This is a genomic window from Pseudomonas izuensis, from assembly GCF_009861505.1.
Classification (GTDB): Bacteria; Pseudomonadota; Gammaproteobacteria; order Pseudomonadales; family Pseudomonadaceae; genus Aquipseudomonas; species Aquipseudomonas izuensis.
The window spans coordinates 229,986-248,630 of the sequence record NZ_WTFT01000040.1 but is presented as its reverse complement, the minus strand read 5'-3'; the positions used below and the strand labels follow the sequence as shown (position 1 = coordinate 248,630).

Annotated in this window: 18 protein-coding genes, 1 other RNA gene and 1 pseudogene; 9 read left to right on the top strand and 11 right to left on the bottom strand. The window is 58.1% G+C overall.

Going from position 1 to position 18,645, the window contains the following annotated elements; all coding sequences use genetic code 11:
* Positions 1–143 precede the first annotated feature (143 nt).
* From GPL81_RS27215 to GPL81_RS27200, 4 genes are all read left to right on the top strand, one after another.
* A complete protein-coding gene (locus tag GPL81_RS27215; protein WP_160109208.1) occupies positions 144–395 on the top strand; it encodes a helix-turn-helix transcriptional regulator in 252 nt (83 codons plus the stop codon).
* On the top strand, positions 392–1,591 hold the full coding sequence (locus tag GPL81_RS27210) for a type II toxin-antitoxin system HipA family toxin (RefSeq protein ID WP_160109207.1): 1,200 nt from the start codon (positions 392–394) through the stop codon (positions 1,589–1,591). The genes GPL81_RS27215 and GPL81_RS27210 overlap by 4 nt, the downstream gene beginning before the upstream one ends.
* Before the next feature lie 151 nt (positions 1,592–1,742).
* Positions 1,743–2,321 carry an NAD(P)H-dependent oxidoreductase gene (locus GPL81_RS27205; protein ID WP_160109206.1) on the top strand — a complete coding sequence of 193 codons (579 nt, stop codon included), beginning with the start codon at positions 1,743–1,745 and terminating at the stop codon, positions 2,319–2,321.
* Positions 2,322–2,482: 161 nt separating this feature from the next.
* Entirely contained in the window at positions 2,483–2,866 is a 384-nt protein-coding gene (locus GPL81_RS27200) for a MerR family transcriptional regulator (protein WP_160109233.1), read from the top strand.
* Between the two features lie 44 nt (positions 2,867–2,910).
* Here the strand turns inward: GPL81_RS27200 and GPL81_RS31605 are convergent.
* The 8 genes and pseudogenes from GPL81_RS31605 to GPL81_RS27165 all read right to left on the bottom strand — a co-directional run.
* Positions 2,911–3,081: pseudogene (locus GPL81_RS31605) on the bottom strand (tyrosine-type recombinase/integrase); the annotation flags it as partial.
* Between the two features lie 166 nt (positions 3,082–3,247).
* Positions 3,248–3,645: a transfer-messenger RNA gene (gene ssrA / locus GPL81_RS27195) on the bottom strand.
* A 97-nt stretch (positions 3,646–3,742) separates the two neighbouring features.
* Entirely contained in the window at positions 3,743–4,018 is a 276-nt protein-coding gene (locus tag GPL81_RS27190; RefSeq protein ID WP_096513530.1) for a hypothetical protein, read from the bottom strand.
* A gap of 193 nt (positions 4,019–4,211) precedes the next feature.
* The gene (locus tag GPL81_RS27185; protein ID WP_160109205.1) at positions 4,212–7,022 is read right to left on the bottom strand and encodes an FAD-binding and (Fe-S)-binding domain-containing protein; all 2,811 of its coding nucleotides are present in this window, start codon (positions 7,020–7,022) and stop codon (positions 4,212–4,214) included.
* On the bottom strand, positions 7,019–7,690 hold the full coding sequence (locus GPL81_RS27180) for a LutC/YkgG family protein (RefSeq protein WP_160109204.1): 672 nt from the start codon (positions 7,688–7,690) through the stop codon (positions 7,019–7,021). The genes GPL81_RS27185 and GPL81_RS27180 overlap by 4 nt, the downstream gene beginning before the upstream one ends.
* Positions 7,690–9,144: a LutB/LldF family L-lactate oxidation iron-sulfur protein gene (locus GPL81_RS27175; protein ID WP_160109203.1), complete on the bottom strand. Its 1,455-nt coding sequence runs from the start codon at positions 9,142–9,144 to the stop codon at positions 7,690–7,692. Before GPL81_RS27175 ends, GPL81_RS27180 begins: the two co-directional genes overlap by 1 nt.
* The gene (locus GPL81_RS27170) at positions 9,141–9,965 is read right to left on the bottom strand and encodes a (Fe-S)-binding protein (protein ID WP_160109202.1); all 825 of its coding nucleotides are present in this window, start codon (positions 9,963–9,965) and stop codon (positions 9,141–9,143) included. The genes GPL81_RS27175 and GPL81_RS27170 overlap by 4 nt, the downstream gene beginning before the upstream one ends.
* Before the next feature lie 145 nt (positions 9,966–10,110).
* Positions 10,111–11,805 carry a lactate permease LctP family transporter gene (locus GPL81_RS27165; protein WP_160109201.1) on the bottom strand — a complete coding sequence of 565 codons (1,695 nt, stop codon included), beginning with the start codon at positions 11,803–11,805 and terminating at the stop codon, positions 10,111–10,113.
* A gap of 262 nt (positions 11,806–12,067) precedes the next feature.
* Here GPL81_RS27165 and GPL81_RS27160 point away from each other — a divergent pair, with 262 nt between their 5' ends.
* Positions 12,068–12,835 (top strand): GntR family transcriptional regulator, encoded by a 768-nt coding sequence (locus GPL81_RS27160; protein ID WP_160109200.1) that lies wholly within the window; start codon positions 12,068–12,070, stop codon positions 12,833–12,835.
* Positions 12,836–12,937: 102 nt separating this feature from the next.
* Here the strand turns inward: GPL81_RS27160 and smpB are convergent, their stop codons facing one another.
* Positions 12,938–13,420 (bottom strand): SsrA-binding protein SmpB, encoded by a 483-nt coding sequence (smpB, locus tag GPL81_RS27155; protein WP_018929470.1) that lies wholly within the window; start codon positions 13,418–13,420, stop codon positions 12,938–12,940.
* Between the two features lie 118 nt (positions 13,421–13,538).
* On the opposite strand from smpB, the gene GPL81_RS27150 reads away from it, so the two are divergent.
* The 3 genes from GPL81_RS27150 to GPL81_RS27140 are packed head-to-tail and all read left to right on the top strand — an operon-like array spanning position 13,539 to position 15,685.
* Positions 13,539–14,942, top strand: coding sequence for a sodium-dependent transporter (locus tag GPL81_RS27150; protein ID WP_160109199.1), 1,404 nt, complete (start codon positions 13,539–13,541; stop codon positions 14,940–14,942).
* Positions 14,943–14,949: 7 nt separating this feature from the next.
* Complete coding sequence (locus tag GPL81_RS27145) at positions 14,950–15,384, top strand: type II toxin-antitoxin system RatA family toxin (protein ID WP_096513522.1); 435 nt, start codon at positions 14,950–14,952, stop codon at positions 15,382–15,384.
* Positions 15,377–15,685 (top strand): RnfH family protein, encoded by a 309-nt coding sequence (locus GPL81_RS27140; protein WP_160109198.1) that lies wholly within the window; start codon positions 15,377–15,379, stop codon positions 15,683–15,685. The genes GPL81_RS27145 and GPL81_RS27140 overlap by 8 nt, the downstream gene beginning before the upstream one ends.
* 60 nt (positions 15,686–15,745) lie before the next feature.
* On the opposite strand, the gene GPL81_RS27135 is transcribed toward GPL81_RS27140, so the two are convergent.
* On the bottom strand, positions 15,746–16,273 hold the full coding sequence (locus GPL81_RS27135) for an outer membrane protein assembly factor BamE (RefSeq protein ID WP_160109197.1): 528 nt from the start codon (positions 16,271–16,273) through the stop codon (positions 15,746–15,748).
* A gap of 97 nt (positions 16,274–16,370) precedes the next feature.
* On the opposite strand from GPL81_RS27135, the gene fur reads away from it, so the two are divergent.
* Positions 16,371–16,775, top strand: coding sequence for a ferric iron uptake transcriptional regulator (fur, locus tag GPL81_RS27130; RefSeq protein ID WP_003197684.1), 405 nt, complete (start codon positions 16,371–16,373; stop codon positions 16,773–16,775).
* A 76-nt stretch (positions 16,776–16,851) separates the two neighbouring features.
* Here fur and recN read toward each other — a convergent pair whose 3' ends face one another.
* Entirely contained in the window at positions 16,852–18,525 is a 1,674-nt protein-coding gene (gene recN, locus GPL81_RS27125) for a DNA repair protein RecN (protein WP_160109196.1), read from the bottom strand.
* Positions 18,526–18,645 lie beyond the last annotated feature (120 nt).

The window sequence follows — 18,645 nt, the reverse complement described above, 5'->3', positions numbered from 1 at the left end:
GTAGAAGGGCTTTGCATCCTGACTGGAAGGGCTTGCCTGGCGACAAATCCAGTGAATCGGGCGTGCCCTGAAAGCAGGTATGCACAATAGCTTAAATGTTACGTATACTTTACCTTTAAGGGTAAATGTTACGGTAACTGGACATGGATTATTCGCTGATCGTTTCCCGCCTGGGTCAACAGATTCGTGAAAAGAGGATAAATCGAGGCCTGACGCAAGCACAGCTTGCCGAGCTTGCCGGTTTGACTCGACAGAAAGTCATTGCGGTAGAAAAGGGCACTCTTTCTGTCGCCATGGTTGCTTATGCCCGAGTCCTGGGCGCTCTGGATTCTGAGTGCGCGGTTGTTCCGGCTGCCATGCCGACTCTTGAAGAGCTTGGAGGTTTGTTCGAATGAAAATGACCTCTCTCAAAGTCGATACGCCAGAGGGAATCAGCGGCAGAGTCCTTGCCGGCGCAGAGGACTACATTTTTCGCTATCACGAAGACGCATTACCCGCTGCTGCAATCAGCCTCACGATGCCGGTACGACCGGACGAATTTCGTCGACGGGATTTACACCCTGTTTTCCAGATGAACCTGCCAGAAGGTTATGTACTGGAGCATTTACGCAATCGCCTGGCCAAAACCGTTAACGTTGATCCCATGCTGTTGCTGGCGCTTTCCGGCAGCAGTTCACCCATCGGCAGGGTTCAGGTACGTTCCGAGACAGTCGATGCCTTACTGGCGAGTCAACAATTTGCAGGCGAGAAACTCGAAGAGATTCTGACGTGGGATGGTGCGGAGGATATTTTTGCCGACCTGCTCGATCGTTACATCCTGCGTGCCGGGATTTCAGGGGTTCAACCCAAGGTGTTGGTGCCGGAACAGCAGGATGCCGGGTTGCGACGTGTGACTTCCAGAACATCGGATTTGATCGTCAAGAGCGGTCGTGACGAGTTCCCGGGACTGGCGATCAACGAGTTCATTTGCATGTCCATTGCCAGGGACGCCGGCATACCTGTGCCGGAGTTTTACCTGTCTGATAATACGAAGCTGTTTGTCATGCGCCGATTCGATCGGGACGATCAGATGAACCCGGTAGGGTTCGAGGATATGGCTGCCCTGATGGGGCTTTCGGCGGATCAGAAGTACAGCAAAAGCTACGCGGCAATCGCCAAGGCCATTCGGTTGTTTTGCCCAGCGGAACATTTGCGTACTTCCCTTGAGCAACTGTTCGACAGTGTCGCCTTGAGCTGCATTGTCGGAAATGGCGACGCTCACTTGAAGAACTTTGGATTGCTCTACTCGCAGCCGACGCAACGCGATGCGCGACTGGCGCCGGCTTATGACATCGTCAATACCACCGTCTATATACCGGACGATGTGTTGGCGCTGGATCTGGCGGGCAATAAATCCATGTTCGCCTCACGACAAGGGGTGCTGGAGTTTGCACGGACTTGCGAGATCGAGCGGCCAAGGGAACGCATTCAGAATCTGCTGGCGGCTGTTGAAGTGGTGATTGGACGTTATCCCCAGCATCGTGAGCAGGCGCCGCATGTCATCAGCGCCATCGAGCAAGCGGCGGCGCCATTCATTCTGAGTTTTGGATAGTTTTTGTATTGCGAGCCCATGCTCACGCCTGACTCAACTTCACCACACACCCGAACGACCCAGTGACGACCCCACCGTAAATCGTTTTCGACATTGACTCTCCCGTTACGGGCACACCCTATGCTCAAAGCTCCCCATTCAGGATGTACTGATGATGAGCAAGCGAGTACTGGTGATTCTGGGTCACCCCTCAATCGACAGTTTCTGTGGTGCGTTGACCGAGAGGTACGTCAAGGCAGCAAGAACTGCCGGGCATGATGTGCGTCTGTTGCGACTGGATGCACTGAGCTTCGATCCGGTGCTGCACGATGGCTACAATCAGATTCAGCGACTGGAACCCGATCTGCTCAAGGCCCAGGCCGATATCACTTGGGCTGAGCACCTGGTATTTGTCTATCCGATTTGGTGGGGGGGCATTCCGGCCTTGATGAAAGGCTTTTTCGACCGGATATTCCTGCCCGGTTTTGCCTTCAAGTACCGCGAAGGTAAAGCCTTTCCCGACAAGCTTTTAAAGGGGCGCACGGCTCACCTGCTGGTTACCATGGATACTCCACCGTGGTACTTCAAATGGGTCTATCGCATGCCTGGGTTGCACCAAATGCGCAAGACCACGCTGGAGTTCTGTGGCATCAAACCGTTGAAGACCCTGACGTTTGGACCGCTAATCGGTTCCAGACCCAACCAGCGGGAAGCCTGGCTCAAGCAAGCCCAGGATATCGCCAGCCACTGATACACACGGTATGCAGCATCGCCTTGCAACAGGCGATGCCAGCTTCATCCTTGCCAGTGCTCTGCCATTTGACACCCTCGGGTTCCCGACTCCGTATACCTATGCAAAGATGCGGCGCGCCAGTGCGCGCCTCCCGTTCTTGTGCGAAAAAAGGACTTTTCATGTATATCGGCAAAGCAGCCCAGTTGTCGGGTACGACAGTTAAAACCATCCGCCACTATGAAGACATTGGCTTGCTGCCAGCGCCCCAGCGTGAAGGCAAGTATCGCGTTTACAGCCAGCAAAGCGTTGAACTGCTGACCTTCATCAAATGCGCTCAGAAATTGGGCTTCAAACTTAAGGAGATGCAGGCGATCCTCCAGGATCACCGGGGCCAGGAGCTGCCCTGGGATTTGGCGAACAAGGCGATCGCCGACAAAAAACTGGAGCTGATGACCCGGATTCAAGGGTTGCAGAAGGTCTATGCGGGGCTGGCGGATTTTGAAGCCAGCCTCAAGGACGCCCAGTATCAGTGCCAGTTTGAACATCTCGCCAAAACCGCTTGAACGAACTTGTTACATGGCCTGATGAAGCGCTGTGCACTGTGTGGATAGCCGCCAAGCCCCACCCTGGAGCATTTGCCGTCGGCTTTTTTGTTGCGCAATTGCCATGACATCAAGCCGTCCGGTTTCATGCGAAAGAACAGACCATCACCGTCCAGCTCAAGACTGGTGAGCAAAAAAGCGGCTAGCGGGCGGTGTTTGATCTGGTTGCGCTTCACCTCGTGTATCCCTTCGGTTTACTTTTTCAGCGAGGATGCATGGAGGGATGCACGGTCGGCAACGATATGCGGATATGTTCGGGAGCATTCAGAAACAAGAAAGCCCGCACGGGGCGGGCTTCTTGGGATGCTTCCAGTCATGTCGGAACATGTGGAAACGGGTATTTGGTGGAGCCGGGGGGATTTGAACCCCCGTCCGCCAGTACTCCGCTGTCGGTACTACATGCGTAGCCGTGTCTATTAAGTTAACCCTCAGCGACCCGACGGGCAGGGTGCTTTGGGCGAGTTGTGTAAGTTTTAGCCGCTTCGTCCACAACGTACTGCACGGCGATTCTGTTCTATATGACAATCATTTCGGGTTTACAGACATCCCCTAATGATTGCTGGACCCGAAGGTACCAGAAGCTCAGGATCTAAGGCTGCTTACGCAGCGATAGCGAATTCCTGGCCGTAGTTTTCGTCATTGGCAACTATAAGAAGTTGCAACAGTGGATTTACGAGTTCTGTTACCAACTCGGCATGCACCTAAAGTTTCGCAACCGGCGTCGAATCCTAAACGGCCCCGAACTCATTGCTCGTGAATCAAATGAGCAACAAGCCTGTACAGTCTACGTCAATGTGGCCCGGAAGGCCAACCCGAAGGTTGGCCTTGAGCCAAGAGTTACTTTCCGCCTTTGCTCGCGTTCTTGAGGTCCTGGATGGTTTGGTTGGTCTCGGCAATGCAATCATCAATACCTTGTTTGGTGCCTTTTGCCTGGTCGGCTTGGGCTTTCTCGACAGAGTCTGCTACCTGGTCAGTCATTTCGGGAGGAATCTGTGCCTTTGCGTTTTCGATGGTTTTCAGATTGAGCGCGCATTGATCTTTTTCGGCGGCAAACGAGGGGGAGGCCAGCATTGAGGCAGTAACGAACAGACCAAACAGTACAGAACGTTTCATGAGTATCTCCTTGAACTGAGTGGCCAGGCATCGCTGACCATCAGGACGGGCTGCCGAGTGTTGGGAAGGCCCCGCATTGGCGGGACTTGATCGGTGGACTGCGGCGACACGTCAGGGTTCTGTTTTTCTGTGTTGATACCCGCAAGAAACTACTGAACAGGCGCTTGAATGCGTCTTCCTTGAGGCCTTGTCATCAGGTCGCCCTGGCCTGGGTAACGCGGTCCACCAAATAGACTAGCCCGTGGTAGTCGATTCCGCCGTGTTGTGTCAGGCCGATCTCACAAGTACGGCTGGTGGATATTCCCTCGCTGCAATGCTGCACCGTCTCCTTGAGCGTGCGCAGCGAATGGGCGTTCAACTGCGGCGTGGTGAAACCCTTGTCGCCAGCGAAACCGCAGCAGTGAATACCTTCGGGAATGACCACGTTTTTGCTGCACTTGCGCGCCAGATCGATCAGCGCCTGGCTTTCTCCCAGGTGTTGGGTGCTGCAGGTCACGTGCACCGCAATCGGTGCCTCCTGCGGGGTGAACTCCAGGCGATCCATCAGATGCGTGCGAATGAAGCGCACCGGGTCGTACAGGTCGAGGCGGGCTTCACCCAGGTCTTGAACCAGACGCAGGGTGCACGGGCTGGTGTCGCAGTAGATGGGGTCGAGGCCCCCACGGCTGGCGTGGAGCAGTGCGCCGATCAGCTCCTGGCGTTTGTGCTCGGCCTGTTCGGCGTAGCCCTTGGAGGCGAAGGGCTGGCCGCAGCAGAGATTGTCCAGATTGTCCGGAAAGACTACTTGGTAACCGGCTTTTTCCAGCAGTCCGCGAGTTTTGTCGTACAGCGACATTTGTTCCTTGTCGCCGGCAGCCGGGCCCATGGCGCGTGAAACGCACGCGGCCAGGTATACCACTCGCGGTCGCTCGTCCGTCACGGGCGGGCTGAAGCGGATCGCCCGCTCAGGCTGCGGCATGGCGTTGGTCCACTGCGGGATTTGCCCTTTGGACAGTCCGGTCACGGCAGCGGAAAGCTTTGTCAGCCGCGGTGCCCCCAGCAACATCCGGGCACCGTTTGCCACATGTAGGGTCAGTCGCGCGCCTTGCAGCGCCGTGGCGAAATTTCCTTCGATCCAGTTGGCGGTTTTCGTATGGGTTGCGTGCTGGCCGCGAAGCTTTTTCACCAGCTCGCCGGTGTTAATTCCTACCGGGCAGCGTTGCGCACAAAGACCCGTCGCGGCGCAGGTTTCGATGCCCTGGTATTCGTAGGCGGTTTCAAGGTCTCGGGTATCGACCCCGGCGCGTTTTTTCGCCTGGATGTCCCGCCAGATCACGATGCGCTGGCGCGGGCTCAGGGTCAGGCCCTTCGATGGGCAGACCGGTTCGCAGAAGCCGCATTCGATGCACTTATCCACAATCTCGTCGGCGGCTGGCAGTGGTTTCAGGTGCTTGAGATGGATCTGTGGATCCTCGCTGAGGACCACGTCCGGGTTGAGGATGCCGTTGGGATCGAGCAGGCGTTTGAGTTGCCACATCAACTGATAGGCATCGCTGCCCCATTCCAGCTCGACAAACGGTGCCATGTTGCGCCCGGTACCGTGTTCAGCCTTGAGCGAACCGCCAAACTCCACGGCCACCAACTGTGCCACGTCGTCCATGAACGCCTGGTAGCGTGCGATTTCTTCCGCGCTGTTGAAGCCTTGGGTGAAGACGAAATGCAGATTGCCTTCCAGCGCGTGTCCGAAAAGAATCGCTTCGTCGTAGTGATGTTTGTCGAACAACTCGATCAGGCGGTTCACGCCGATGGCCAGTTGTTCCACCGGGAAGGTCACGTCCTCGATGATCACCGTGGTGCCGGTCTTGCGCACCGCGCCGACGGCGGGGAAGGTGTCCTTGCGGATCGCCCAGAGGCGGGCGTTTTCCGTTGGGTCTTCAGTGAAGTCGACTTGTTTCTCCACTGGGAACGAAGCCAGTGACGCCATGATCTGCGCCAGTTGTTCCTGTAGCAACGTGGACGACGCCGCGCGGGATTCGATCAGCAAGGCGCAGGCATTGTTCGACAGGTGCTGTACGAAAGCGGGCATGCCGGGTTTGTTCTGCACCGAGCGCAGGCTGCGGCGGTCCAGCAGTTCCACGGCTGACACCGGTTGGTTTTTCAGCACGGTGACGGCGTTGCAGCAAGTCTCCACGTTCGGGAAGACGATCAGCGCCGAGGCCTTGTTCGGGTGGTCGATCACCGTGTCGTAGGTCACTGCGCTGATGAAGCCCAAGGTGCCTTCGGAGCCCACCAGTAAGTGGCTCAAGATATCCACAGGCTCGTCGTAATCCACCAGGGCGTTGAGAGACAAGCCAGTGGTGTTTTTCAGGCGGTATTTGTGGCGAATTTTTGCAGCGAGTTCGGTGTTGGCGCGTGTTTCGCGACCCAGTGTCGCCAGACGTTCCAGCAGCGATGCATGGCTTTGCCGAAACGCAGAGACACTGGCGGCATCTTCGGTATCGAGACGGCTGCCATCGGCCAGTACCAGACGAATCCCGGCCAGGGTGTGATAGGTGTTTTGCGCGGTGCCGCAGCACATGCCGCTGGCATTGTTAGCGACGATGCCGCCGATTTTGCAGGCGTTGATCGATGCCGGGTCCGGGCCGATCTTGCGGCCGAACGGTGCCAGCCAGGCATTGGCCTGGGCGCCGATCACGCCCGGTTGCAGGCGAATTTGTGTGCCCTGGCCTCGGATCTCGCGACCGTTCCAGTTATCCCCAAGGACGATCAACACCGAGTCGCTGATGGCCTGGCCGGACAGGCTGGTGCCGGCGGCGCGGAAGGTCACCGGAACCTGATCGCGCTGTGCCAGTTGCAGCAGCGCCACCACTTCATCTTCAGACTCGACGCGGATCACCAGTTGCGGGATCAGGCGATAGAAACTGGCGTCGGTGCCGAACGCCAACGTCGACAACGGGTCGTCGAAGCGACGTTCCCGGGGGATCAGTTGCTGCGCATCGCGCAGGAAAGCGGCCGGTAGACTCATTGGTCCTCCAGGATCAACACCACCAAATCCTTCGGGCCATGGGCGCCGTAGGCCAGCACCTGCTCGATATCGGCCGTCTTCGACGGGCCGGACACCAGCAAAGCGTTGGTCGGCATACCCTGGGCCCATTCGTATTCCTGCTGCACCTGATAGAAGTTATCGCGGATTTCGCTGGCCTTGAGCAAAGCGAAATGCACCGGTGGCACCAGGCTCATCAAGCGCGGTTCTTCCCGTGTTGGCCAGAGAATCAGGCTACCGGTCGCCGCGATTGCGCCCAGGGTAGAGGTCAGGCTGGCCGTGGTGTCGTTGAACAGCTCGGCTTTCCATTCTTCAACCGGACGATCGTAGGCCTTGAGTGTCGGCAGGTTCGGATTTTTCGCCCAGTGCCGAGTGACGCATTGACCGTGAGGTGTCGTCGGTGCGATCAACAGGCTCGGCAGCTGACGATCCAGCAGCAGTTTCGCCAGCAAGGCCGGCCAGTCTTCACCCGAGGTCAGATGGATTTCCGTGTGCACGGCCTCCATCAGTTTGCGCAGTTGCGGGATGCGTTGTTCCGGGGTGTAGGTGTAAGGCTCGGTGACCAGACCGACGTCGAAGTTGTCGGCCACAGGTGTGGTACCTGTCAGACTTTTGCGCAGTTTGCCGAGGATGTTTTGCTTGGCGCTCATCAACGATCTCCCTGTTTGGCCAGATGCTCACGAGCCATGTCATGCAGTGAACGGGCGGCGGGTTTCGGCGCGCTGTGGTTTTGCGTCCACGGCCCGACATTTTTTGGCGTGAGTGCGCGCAGGCGCGTGGCGAAGAAACCGAATAGGCGATACAGCGTCGGTGAACTGTTGAGCCTGGCCCAGGCATTCCAGATGAACCGTTCCTTGCGCGAGTACTTGCTGCCCTGGCCGCGCATCGCTTGATGCGGGCTATCGGGTGCCTTGACGTTTTCTTCGCGCAGACGCCGCAGCAGGGAAGGGATCGGAATCTTGACCGGGCACACTTCACCGCAGGCACCGCATAGTGAAGAGGCGCTAGGGTGGTCCGAAACTTTCGCCAGGCCGACCATGTGCGGGGTGATGATTTTTCCGATAGGGCCGGGGTAGACCTCGCCGTAGGCATGGCCACCGATTCGGGTGTAGACCGGGCAATGATTCATACAGGCGCCGCAGCGGATGCAGTTCAGGGTCTGGCGCAATTCGCTGTCGGCAAATGCCTGGCTGCGGCCGTTGTCCAGCAACACCAGGTGCACTTCCTGCGGACCGTCGAGCTCATGTTCCTTGCGCGGCCCGGAGATCATGTTGACGTAGGTGGTGATCGGGATGCCCAGGGCCGAACGGGTCAGCAGTGACAACAACGGCACCACGTCGCGCAGGTTTTCCACGACTTTTTCGATACCGGTGACAGCGATGTGCACCGGTGGCACTGTGGTCGTCATGCGACCGTTGCCTTCGTTTTCCACCAGCAGCAGGGTGCCGGTTTCGGCCACGGCGAAGTTGACGCCGGAGACGCCGATGTCCGCTTCGAAGAATTTCTGCCGCAGGACCCTGCGACCGATCTGAATGAGTTGGTCAACGTCCTTGGTGTATTCCACGCCAAGTTTGTCGTGGAACAAGGACGCGACCTGACCGGCGTTCTTGTGGATCGCCGGCATAATGATGTGTGAAGGCTTCTCGTGGTCGAGCTGGACGATGTACTCGCCCATGTCCGATTCCAGGCATTCAATGCCCTGTTCAGCGAGGACATGGTTCATCTCCATCTCTTCGCTGACCATCGATTTGCCCTTGATCACTTGCCGCCCCTCGTGAGCGCGGATGATCGAGAGGACGATGCCATTGGCTTCGTCCACCGTTTCCGCCCAGTGCACTGTCACACCGTTGCGGGTCAGGTTCTGTTCAAGTTGCTCGAGCAAGTCGGGCAGCTTCGATAACGCACGGGCGCGGACAGCATTGCCCAGCGCTCGCAGGTGTTCTCTTTCATGGGCATCGCTGAAAGCCGTTGCCCGTTTTGTCATCAGTGAATCCATCGCCTTGCGAAAGTTGTTTCGCAATTGCGCATCACCCAGCGCCTCGTGAGCCCGGGTGCGGAAATCTTCTTCTACGGCGACCGTAGGAATAATCGTGGAGGCGTTCATTGTGCGCCTCCGGTTCGCTGCCAGAGGAAACTGGCCAGGTGTTGGCCGCGCAACGCTTCCTTCTGTTTCTCCAGCGAGCCATTGATGTTCATCAGGCAACCGCAGTCGGCACTGAGCACCTTGTGCGCACCGGATTCCTTCAACGATCGGGTCTTGTCAGCGACCATCGCCCCGGAAATGTCCGGCATACGGACGCTGAATGTCCCACCGAAGCCACAGCATTCACTTTCGTGATCGTGATTGACCCTCACCACGTTGCTCAACTGCGCCAACAGCTCGCGCCCGTGCAGGTGGGTGTTCATTTCACGGCGTGCCGAACACGACGTGTGCAACGCCACCTTCACCGGTTCCCCGCTGTCCTTGAGCTGCACCTTGCAGACAAACAGCAAGAACTCGGCGAGTTCATAGGTCCTGGCAGCCAGTGCCTGAACCTGTTTCAACGTGTCCGGCTCGTCCTTGAACAAATCGGCATAGTGCTCGCGCAACATGCCGGCGCAGGAGCCGGACGGCACCACCACTGGATAATCCCCGGCGAACAGCGCCAGTTGCGAGCGCGCGACGGTCCTGGCCTGTTCGGTGTAACCCGAGGTGTAGGCCGGTTGCCCGCAGCAGCTTTGCCCTTGCGGGTACTCGACACGGATGCCTTCGCGCTCCAGCAAGTGGATCGCGTCCATTCCGGCTTCCGGGTAGAACAAATCCACTACGCAGGTCCCGAACAGGTACACCCGTTGCGGTTTCTCGCTGGGGTATTGCCGAGGCTCGGGCAGTGGCGGGGCGACGCGGGTCGCATTCGGCACGGCGTTGTAAAAAAGCTCGCTCATCAGGCGTGTCTCTCGGCCGGTTGTCCGTCCGTTGAGGCTGCTGACTATAGCGATGCACGCTTTCAGCAGCCTTACGGACCAGGTGTGAATTGCTGACGCCGGAGTGGTGGTCCGGCGTCGGTTTTTTTCAGATTGGCTGTAGGACTCAGTGCACCAGCATGCCGGTGAACCAGTAGGCCTGAGCCAGGGTGATCAGGCCGACGATGGTGGCGAAGAACAGGCTGTGCTTGAGCGTGAAGCGGAACAGATCCGACTCCTTGCCCACCAGGCCGGTCGCGGCGCAGGCCACGGCGATCGATTGTGGCGAGATCATCTTGCCGGTCACCCCGCCGCTGGTATTCGCCGCCACCAGCAAGGTGTCATTGACACCGATCTGGTGCGCAGTGGTCGCTTGCAACGAGCTGAACAGCGCATTGGACGAGGTATCAGAGCCGGTCAGGAACACGCCCAGCCAACCGAGGAACGGCGAGAAGAACGGGAAAGCTGTGCCGGTGGCTGCCAACACCAGGGCCATGGTCGATGACATGCCCGAGTAGTTGGTGACGAAGGCGAAGGCCAGCACCATGCCGATGGACAGAATCGGCCAGCGCAGTTCGTAGAAAGTCTCTCTTAAAGTGGTCAGACCAGTTTTGATGTTGATCTTCAGGATCAGCATCGAGATCAGCGCCGAGAAGAAAATCGCCGTGCCGGTCGCGGAAATCGGATCAAGCTTGAACACCGCCGGAATGGCAGTCGGTGCGGCAACAATCGGCGCAACCTTGATCACCATCTGGTCCAAGTGCGGTATGGCGAAGTTGAACACCCAGCTGTACATCGAACCGCCGGCGGCAAACATCGCCTTGAACGGTTTCAGGGTCCAGATGGTGACCAGCACGGTGAGGATCAGAAACGGCGACCAGGCCTTGAAAATTTCCCCCAGGCTGTAGGGCGAAGCCATTGTGGTGCGCTTCTGGCCGAAGCCACCGGCGCTGGCACTCACGACGGAAGCGGAGACGGCACCGACGATGTGTTGGCCGGCGGCGCGTTTCGGCTGCCAGATTTTCAGGAACAGCGTCAGGGAAACCAGGCTGACCAGGGCCGACGTGATGTCTGGCAGTTCCGGGCCAATGAAGTTCGAGGTGAAGTACTGGGTCACGGCAAAGCTCAAGCCGGCCACCAGTGCGGCAGGCCAGGTCTCGCGGACGCCGCGCAGGCCATCCATCATGAACACCAGCCAGAACGGTACGAACAGCGACAGCAGTGGCAGCTGGCGGCCGGCCATGGCGCCGATCTTGAATGCGTCGATACCGGTCACTTGGCCGGCAACGATGATCGGAATGCCCAAGGCGCCGAACGCGACGGGGGCCGTGTTCGCGATCAGGCACAAGCCAGCGGCGTACAGCGGGTTGAAGCCCAGTCCTACCAGCAGTGCGGCGGTAATCGCCACCGGCGCACCGAAGCCGGCTGCACCTTCGAGGAAGGCGCCGAAGCAAAAACCGATCAGCAGCACCTGCAGGCGCTGGTCGTCGGTAATCGACAGCACTGAGCTGCGGATCACTTCGAACTGGCCGCTCTTGACCGTCAGCTTGTAGAGGAACACGGCCGCCACGATGATCCAGGCAATCGGCCACAAGCCATAGGCGAAGCCATATCCGGCGGCGGCGAATGCCATGTCCACCGGCATCTGAAAGGCAAAGATTGCCACCAGAATCGAGAGGGCCAGGGTAATGCTGCCGGCCACGTGCCCTTTTAGGCGGAACACGGCCAGGGCCAGAAAGAAAAACACGATGGGAATGACGGCTGCGAGCGCGGATAAACCGAGGCTGCCGAGAGGGCTGTAGAGCTGTTGCCAGGTTTGCATATGGGGTGGCCCCTAATTGTTGTTGGTCAGGCACTGATCAGCGTTCTTGGATAATTGGTAATACCAATTTACAATCGCTGTTGGCTAGGGTAAAAGCCTTGTAGGCGGTGTGTCAATTTGCCGCCCTAAAACTTTTGTCGAATGCGTGATCCATCGGGGCTTCCGGGGCGCGCGAGTAATTGATCACCGACAGGTGCCGACGTGCGGCGAATGGGCCAGAATAGAGCCCCGGCGAGCCGTCGGGTCGTGGAGAAATCGAGTTATGGGCTTTGATCAGATTCGTCAGCGCCGTTTGTCTGACGATATTGTCGAGCAGTTGGAGGGCATGATCCTCGAGGGCACGCTGAAGGCGGGTGAACGCCTGCCGGCGGAGCGGGCATTGGCCGAGCAGTTCGGTGTATCGCGTCCTTCGTTGCGCGAAGCGATTCAGAAACTGGTTGCCAAGGGTTTGCTGGTCAGTCGCCAGGGCGGCGGTAATTATGTGGTGGAATCGCTGGGCGCGACCTTCAGCGATCCACTGCTGCAATTGCTGGAAAGCAATCCCGAGGCCCAGCGTGATTTGCTGGAGTTTCGGCACACGCTGGAAGCATCCTGCGCTTATTACGCGGCGTTGCGCGCCACGGATGTTGATCGCGAGCGACTGACCGCGGCGTTCAACGAATTGCAGGACTGTTACTCACGACACGATGAAGTCAGTCGGGCGGAAGAGGGCGCGGCAGATGCGAAATTCCATCTGGCGATTGCCGAAGCCAGTCACAACGCGGTGCTGCTGCACACCATTCGTGGCTTGTTCGACCTGCTCAAGCGCAATGTGGTGACCAACATTGGCGGCATGTACAAGCAGCGCACTGAAACCCGTGACATGCTGATCACGCAGCACCGGGAATTGTATCTGGCGATTATCGAAGGTCGGGCGGAGGAGGCGCGGGAAGTCTCCAGCCGTCACATCCTGTATGTGCAGGAAGTGCTGGAAGAGGTGCGTCAGGAAGTACAGCGCATGGCCCGGGCGGAGCGGCGCAAGGGGATGTAAGTCAGTTTGAGTTGCGTTGAAGCATTCGCGGGCAAGCCTCGCTCCTACAGACGGGCGCGTCTGTGGGAGCGAGGCTTGCCCGCGAAGAGGTAAGAAGCGACGTTAGTCCTCTTTGCCCTTGTTCCGCACCGCACGCTGCAACTCGCGGCCGGCGTCGCGTTCGCGCTCGGTATCTCGCTTGTCGTATTCCTTCTTGCCCTTGCCCAGAGCGATCTCGCACTTGACCATGTGCTTGCTCCAGTACCAGGACAGGCAGACGCAGGCGTAACCCTTCTGCTGTACGGCGGCGGCCAGCTTTTCCAGCTCGCGCCGGTTGAGCAGCAATTTTCGGGTGCGGGTCGGATCGGCAATGACGTGGGTACTGGCCGTCGTCAGCGGCGTGATGTGGCTGCCGAGCAGCCAGGCTTCGCCGTCCTTGAGCAGTACATAGCTGTCAACCAGTTGCAGCTTGCTTGCCCGCAAACTTTTTACTTCCCAGCCGGCCAGGACCAGACCAGCCTCGAACCGATGTTCGATGAAGTAATCGTGTCGCGCCTTTTTATTTTGCGCGATGGTCCCTGTGGGGTGTTTCTTCTGTTTAGCCATAGGGGCGGCATTATAGGGAGTTGCAAGCGAGTCGGCTACGGTGATGCTGCGTGCTTGAGCAGGTTGATTGAATCCCGGACAATGCGCGCTCTTTTTTGAACGCTTGGTCGTAATATCGATGTCGACAGACAAGGTTTCTGTCCACGGCAGTTGGGCTAGCCGCTGGGTTTTCATACTCGCCGCGACCGGTTCGGCCGTGGGGCTGGGCAGCATCTGGAAGTTCCCTTATATGCTCGGCGTCTATGGCGGCGGCGCTTTTGTGCTGATGTTTCTGGCGTGTATCGCACTGATCGGCATTCCGGTCATGTTGGCGGAAACCTTGATCGGCCGGCGTGCCCGGCAGAGTCCGGCCAACGCCTTGAAAGTGTTGGCGCTGGAAGCCGGACATTCGGCCAAATGGTCCTGGGGCGCCTTTGCCGGGATGATCACGGCGTTACTGATCCTGTCTTTCTATAGTGTGGTCGGCGGCTGGTCGCTCGATTACATCATCGACATGGGACGCGGCGACTTCCAGGGTGCGACACCGGAGCAGGTGGGGGCGTACTTTGGCAATGTCATTGCCGACCCGTGGCGCCTGACACTTTGGCACACGATTTTCATGCTGCTGTCGGCGGTTGTGATCGCCAAAGGTGTGGTCGCCGGGCTTGAGCGCAGCCTGCGAGTCATGATGCCGATGCTGTTCGTGATGGTGATGGTGTTGCTGGGCTACAGCATGACCACCGGATATTTCATGGAGGGCGTGCATTTCATGTTCGACTTCCATCCGGAAAAAGTCCTCGACGGCTTACTGCCGGCCATGGGGCACGCGTTCTTTTCCCTGAGCGTGGGCGTGGGTTCGATCATGATCTACGGTGCCTACATGCCGAAGAATTCATCGATTTCCGGGACCGTCGTCGGTGTGGCGCTGCTCGATACTTTTGTTTCCCTGGTGGCCGGCCTGGCATTGTTTCCGATTGTGTTCGCTGCGGGTCTGAACCCGAGCGAAGGGCCTGGATTGATGTTTGTGAGCCTGCCGTTTGCCTTCGGTAACGTAGCATTCGGTCAGTTGATGGGCGTAGTGTTCTTCGTGCTGGTGGCGATTGCAGCCTGGAGCTCGGCGATCTCGCTGCTCGAGCCGATGGTGGCTTACCTGGTCGAACGGACAAGAGTCAGTCGTGCCTGGGTGACTTTCTGGCTGGCATTTACCTGCTGGTTTGTTGGTCTGGGCACAGTGTTTTCCTTCAATATCTGGAAGCCAGCCAGGTTTTTCGTGAACGAAGACGGCTTGTTCCACCTCTATCAATGGGGTGCCACGGGCGGGCTGGATTTCTTCGGTGTGATCGATTTCTTTACTTCGCGGATCATGTTGCCACTCGGTGGTTTGTGTTTCGTGGTGTTTGCGGGCTGGGTGATGAGGCGGGAAGCGGTGCACGACGAACTGTCGATCCGTAATCCTGCGTTGTTCGCCCTGTCTTTGTTCTTGATGCGCTATGTGGCGCCCATCGGCATTCTTGTAGTGTTTGCCGCCCAACTGTGGAAGTGACGCTGACATGACGACACACATTTCACGTTCGGCCTTGCTGCCGTATCCGGCACAAGCCCTGTATGACCTGGTCAACGACGTGGCGCGATACCCGGAATTTCTGCCGTGGTGTTCTACTGCCGAAGTGCTGGAAAGCTCGCCCGAGCATATGCGTGCCAGCGTTGGCGTGGCCAAGGGCGGACTCAGCCAGCATTTCGTGACGCGCAATACCCTGGTTCCAGGGAAGTCGATCGAGATGAACCTTGAGGAAGGCCCATTCACTCAACTGCATGGCAATTGGGTATTCAAGGCATTGACCGACAAGGCCTGCAAGATCAGCCTGGACCTTTCGTTCGATTATGCCGGGCCTATTGTTCGCGCGACCTTGGGACCGTTGTTCAATCAGGCGGCCAATACGCTGGTGGATGCATTCTGCCAGCGGGCCAAGCAAATATATGGCTGAGGCCGTGATCGAGGTCGAGGTGGTCTATGCCGCCGTTGATCGTCAGGTGCTTTTATCGGTGCAAGTACCGCCAGGATCAAGCGTTCGGGCGGTATTGCTTCAATCCGGTATTGGCAAAGCATTTCCTGAGCTGGATTTGGCGGTGTGTCCCGTGGGGGTCTTCGGCAAGGTGATCGCCGATCCTAACAGTCGTATGGTTCAGGCGGGGGATCGTATCGAGGTCTACCGGCCGTTGCTGGCGGATCCGAAGGAAGTTCGTCGGCTACGAGCGGCCAAGGCTGCCGAGGCTCGGAATCAGTGAGTCGAGTAAACGCCAGATAATAAAAAACCCGGACATGCCGGGTTTTTATTGCGTCGCAAATTATTGCGGCTTGGTATCCAATGGTTCTGGTGTCGGGACTGGAACAGTTTCTACACCGTCCACTTCCTTCTGGATCTGATCCAGCAGCGAACCCGGTTTCACTGGTTTTTCCGGTTTTGGCTGCTCGGCCTTTTCAGCCGGCGCGGTTACGGTAGTGCCGCTGTCCTTGCCGAGGATAGCCTCGTCGCGGCTCACGCCGGGCATGAAATCACCGGAGAGGCTGACAAGTTGATCATTTGGGTTGAAGATAACGCTGATGCGTTCCTGTTGGCGTTCACCGCCCCCCGGTTGCAGGCTGTACAGGTAATCCCAGCGATCGGCATGGAACGTGTCGGTCAACAGAGGGTTGCCCATGATAAACCGTACTTGCTTGCGGGTCATTCCCGGGCGTAACTGGTCTATCATGTCCTGCGTGACGACATTGCCCTGCTGGATGTCGATTTTGTAAACCCCGGGGAATGAACAACCGGCGAGTGCGAGCAGTCCCACAAAGGTGAAACTGGTTAGCAAGAGCTTGGTGTTTTGCATCGGTGGGCGACTTCCACTATCTTGGCTGGGACAACGTAAACGCCGATCATACCCGCATTAAGAGAAGCTGCGAAGCAGCATCGCGAGAAAGCTGACCATGGTTGAAAATAGCGAACTACGCAAAGCCGGCCTCAAAGTGACCCTGCCACGGGTCAAAATTCTGCAAATGCTCGATTCCGCCGAGCAACGCCACATGAGTGCCGAGGATGTCTACAAGGCACTGATGGAGGCTGGCGAGGACGTCGGTCTGGCCACGGTTTACCGTGTACTGACTCAGTTCGAGGCAGCTGGCCTTGTGGTGCGGCACAACTTCGATGGAGGCCATGCGGTCTTCGAACTGGACGACGGCAAGCATCACGACCATATGGTCAACGTCGAGACCAGTGAAGTGATCGAATTCTTCGACGAAGAAATCGAGCGCCTGCAGAAAGCAATCGTCGACAAGTATGGCTTCGAGATGGTTGATCACAATCTGGTGCTGTACGTACGCAAGAAAAAGTAAGCATGTCGCGCGAACACAAGGTTCGCGAAACGAACGAAGGCGACCCCAGGGTCGCCTTCGTGCTTTCTGCCCTACCTCAAGCTTTTGCGGCTACTACCATTTTTTTGGCGTGAGCCAGGGATTCCTTGGTCAGATCGATGCCGCCCAACATTCGAGCCACCTCTTCGACGCGATCGTTCCTGCTCAATTTGGAAACTGCAGTTCGGGTGGCGTCCTCACCTCGTACTTTGTGCACAAATAGATGTTGATGACCTTGCGCTGCTACTTGTGGCAAGTGGGTTACGGTCAGTACCTGCCCTCGCTCACCAAGTCTGCGCAGCAACTGGCCGACGATCTCTGCGGTCGGACCGCCAATGCCCACGTCCACTTCGTCGAACACCAGGGTTGGTACGCGAGAGGTTTGTGCGGTGATCACCTGGATAGCCAGGCTGATCCGCGACAGCTCGCCACCCGATGCGACTTTCGCCAGGGCTTTGAGCGGTTGCCCCGGGTTGGCGCTGACCAGCAGTTCTACCTGCTCGAGCCCGTTAGGCAGCAGTTCGTCGCCGCTGTTGGGGCGCAGTTCGATGGTGAAGCGGCCGCCGGGCATGCCCAGGCGCTGGATTTCCTGTTCCACGGCGCTGGCCAGGCTGCTCGAGGCCTGGTGACGCAAGTCGCTTAGCTCGCGGGCCTTTTCCTGGTAGTGGCGGGCATAGGACGACAGCTCATCGCTCAGTCGCTCGATGGATTCGTCGTTGGCATTCAGGGTTTCGATTTCATCCAGCAGCTTTTGCTGCATCTCGGCGACTTCGGTCGGCTGGATGCGGTGTTTGCGCGCCAGGGTGTAGATCGAATCGAGACGTTCCTCCAGATATTGAAGGCGTGACGGGTCGGCGTCGAAGTTGTCGAGGAAGCGATTCAACTCGCCGACGGCTTCTTCCACCTGGATCTGCGCGCTGGTCAGCAGGCTACTGGCCTCGCCCAGTGCGCCGATCGAGTTGTTCACGCTCGACAGGCGGTTGAGGCTGGCAGTCAGCGCGTTGAGCACATTGCCTGAATCACTTTCACTGCATTGCTCGACCACTTGCCGGCAGATACCCAGCAGGGTTTCGGCGTTGGTCAGGTTCTTGTGTTCCTGCTCAAGTTGTTCCAGTTCATTGTCGCCAAGTCCCAGGTTTTCCAGTTCTTCCAGTTGATAGCTGAGCAGTTGGTGGCGAGCACGCTGCTCGTCACCGGAATTGGAGAGTCGTTCCAGTTCCTGGCGGGTCTGGCGCCAGCGTTGGGCGGCCAGTTGTACCTGGCGGGCAAGGTCCGTCGCGCCGGCATACTCGTCGAGCAGGCGGCGGTGGGTGTCGGTCTTGAGCAGGGATTGGTGTTCGTGCTGGCTGTGAATATCGATCAGCAGTTCGCCCAGTGCCTTGAGGTCGCCCAGCGGGCAGGGCGTGCCGTTGATGTAGCCGCGCGAACGCCCTTCCGCCGTGATCACCCGGCGCAGGATGCACGGGCCATCGTTCTCGAGGTCGCGTTCGGCGAGCCAGGCGCTGGCTTCCGGGATGTCGACCAGATCGAAGGTCGCCAGGATGTCGGCCTTGTCTGCGCCGGGACGGACCACGCCGCTATCGGCGCGATCGCCGAGGGTCAAGCCAAGCGCGTCGAGCATGATCGACTTGCCGGCGCCGGTTTCTCCTGTGATCACGCTCATCCCGCGATCGAGTTCGAGATCGAGATGTTCAACGATGGCGTAGTTATGTACGGACAGGTGCACCAGCATAAAGGCCGCTCCCAGGCATTAGGTCTGGTTATTTATACAGTGTTTTGTTTCGGGCTGACAATGCCCCCCTTTAGCTCGATTCGCTTGATCCGACGAAATCCTTAGTGCGCCCTGGAATGA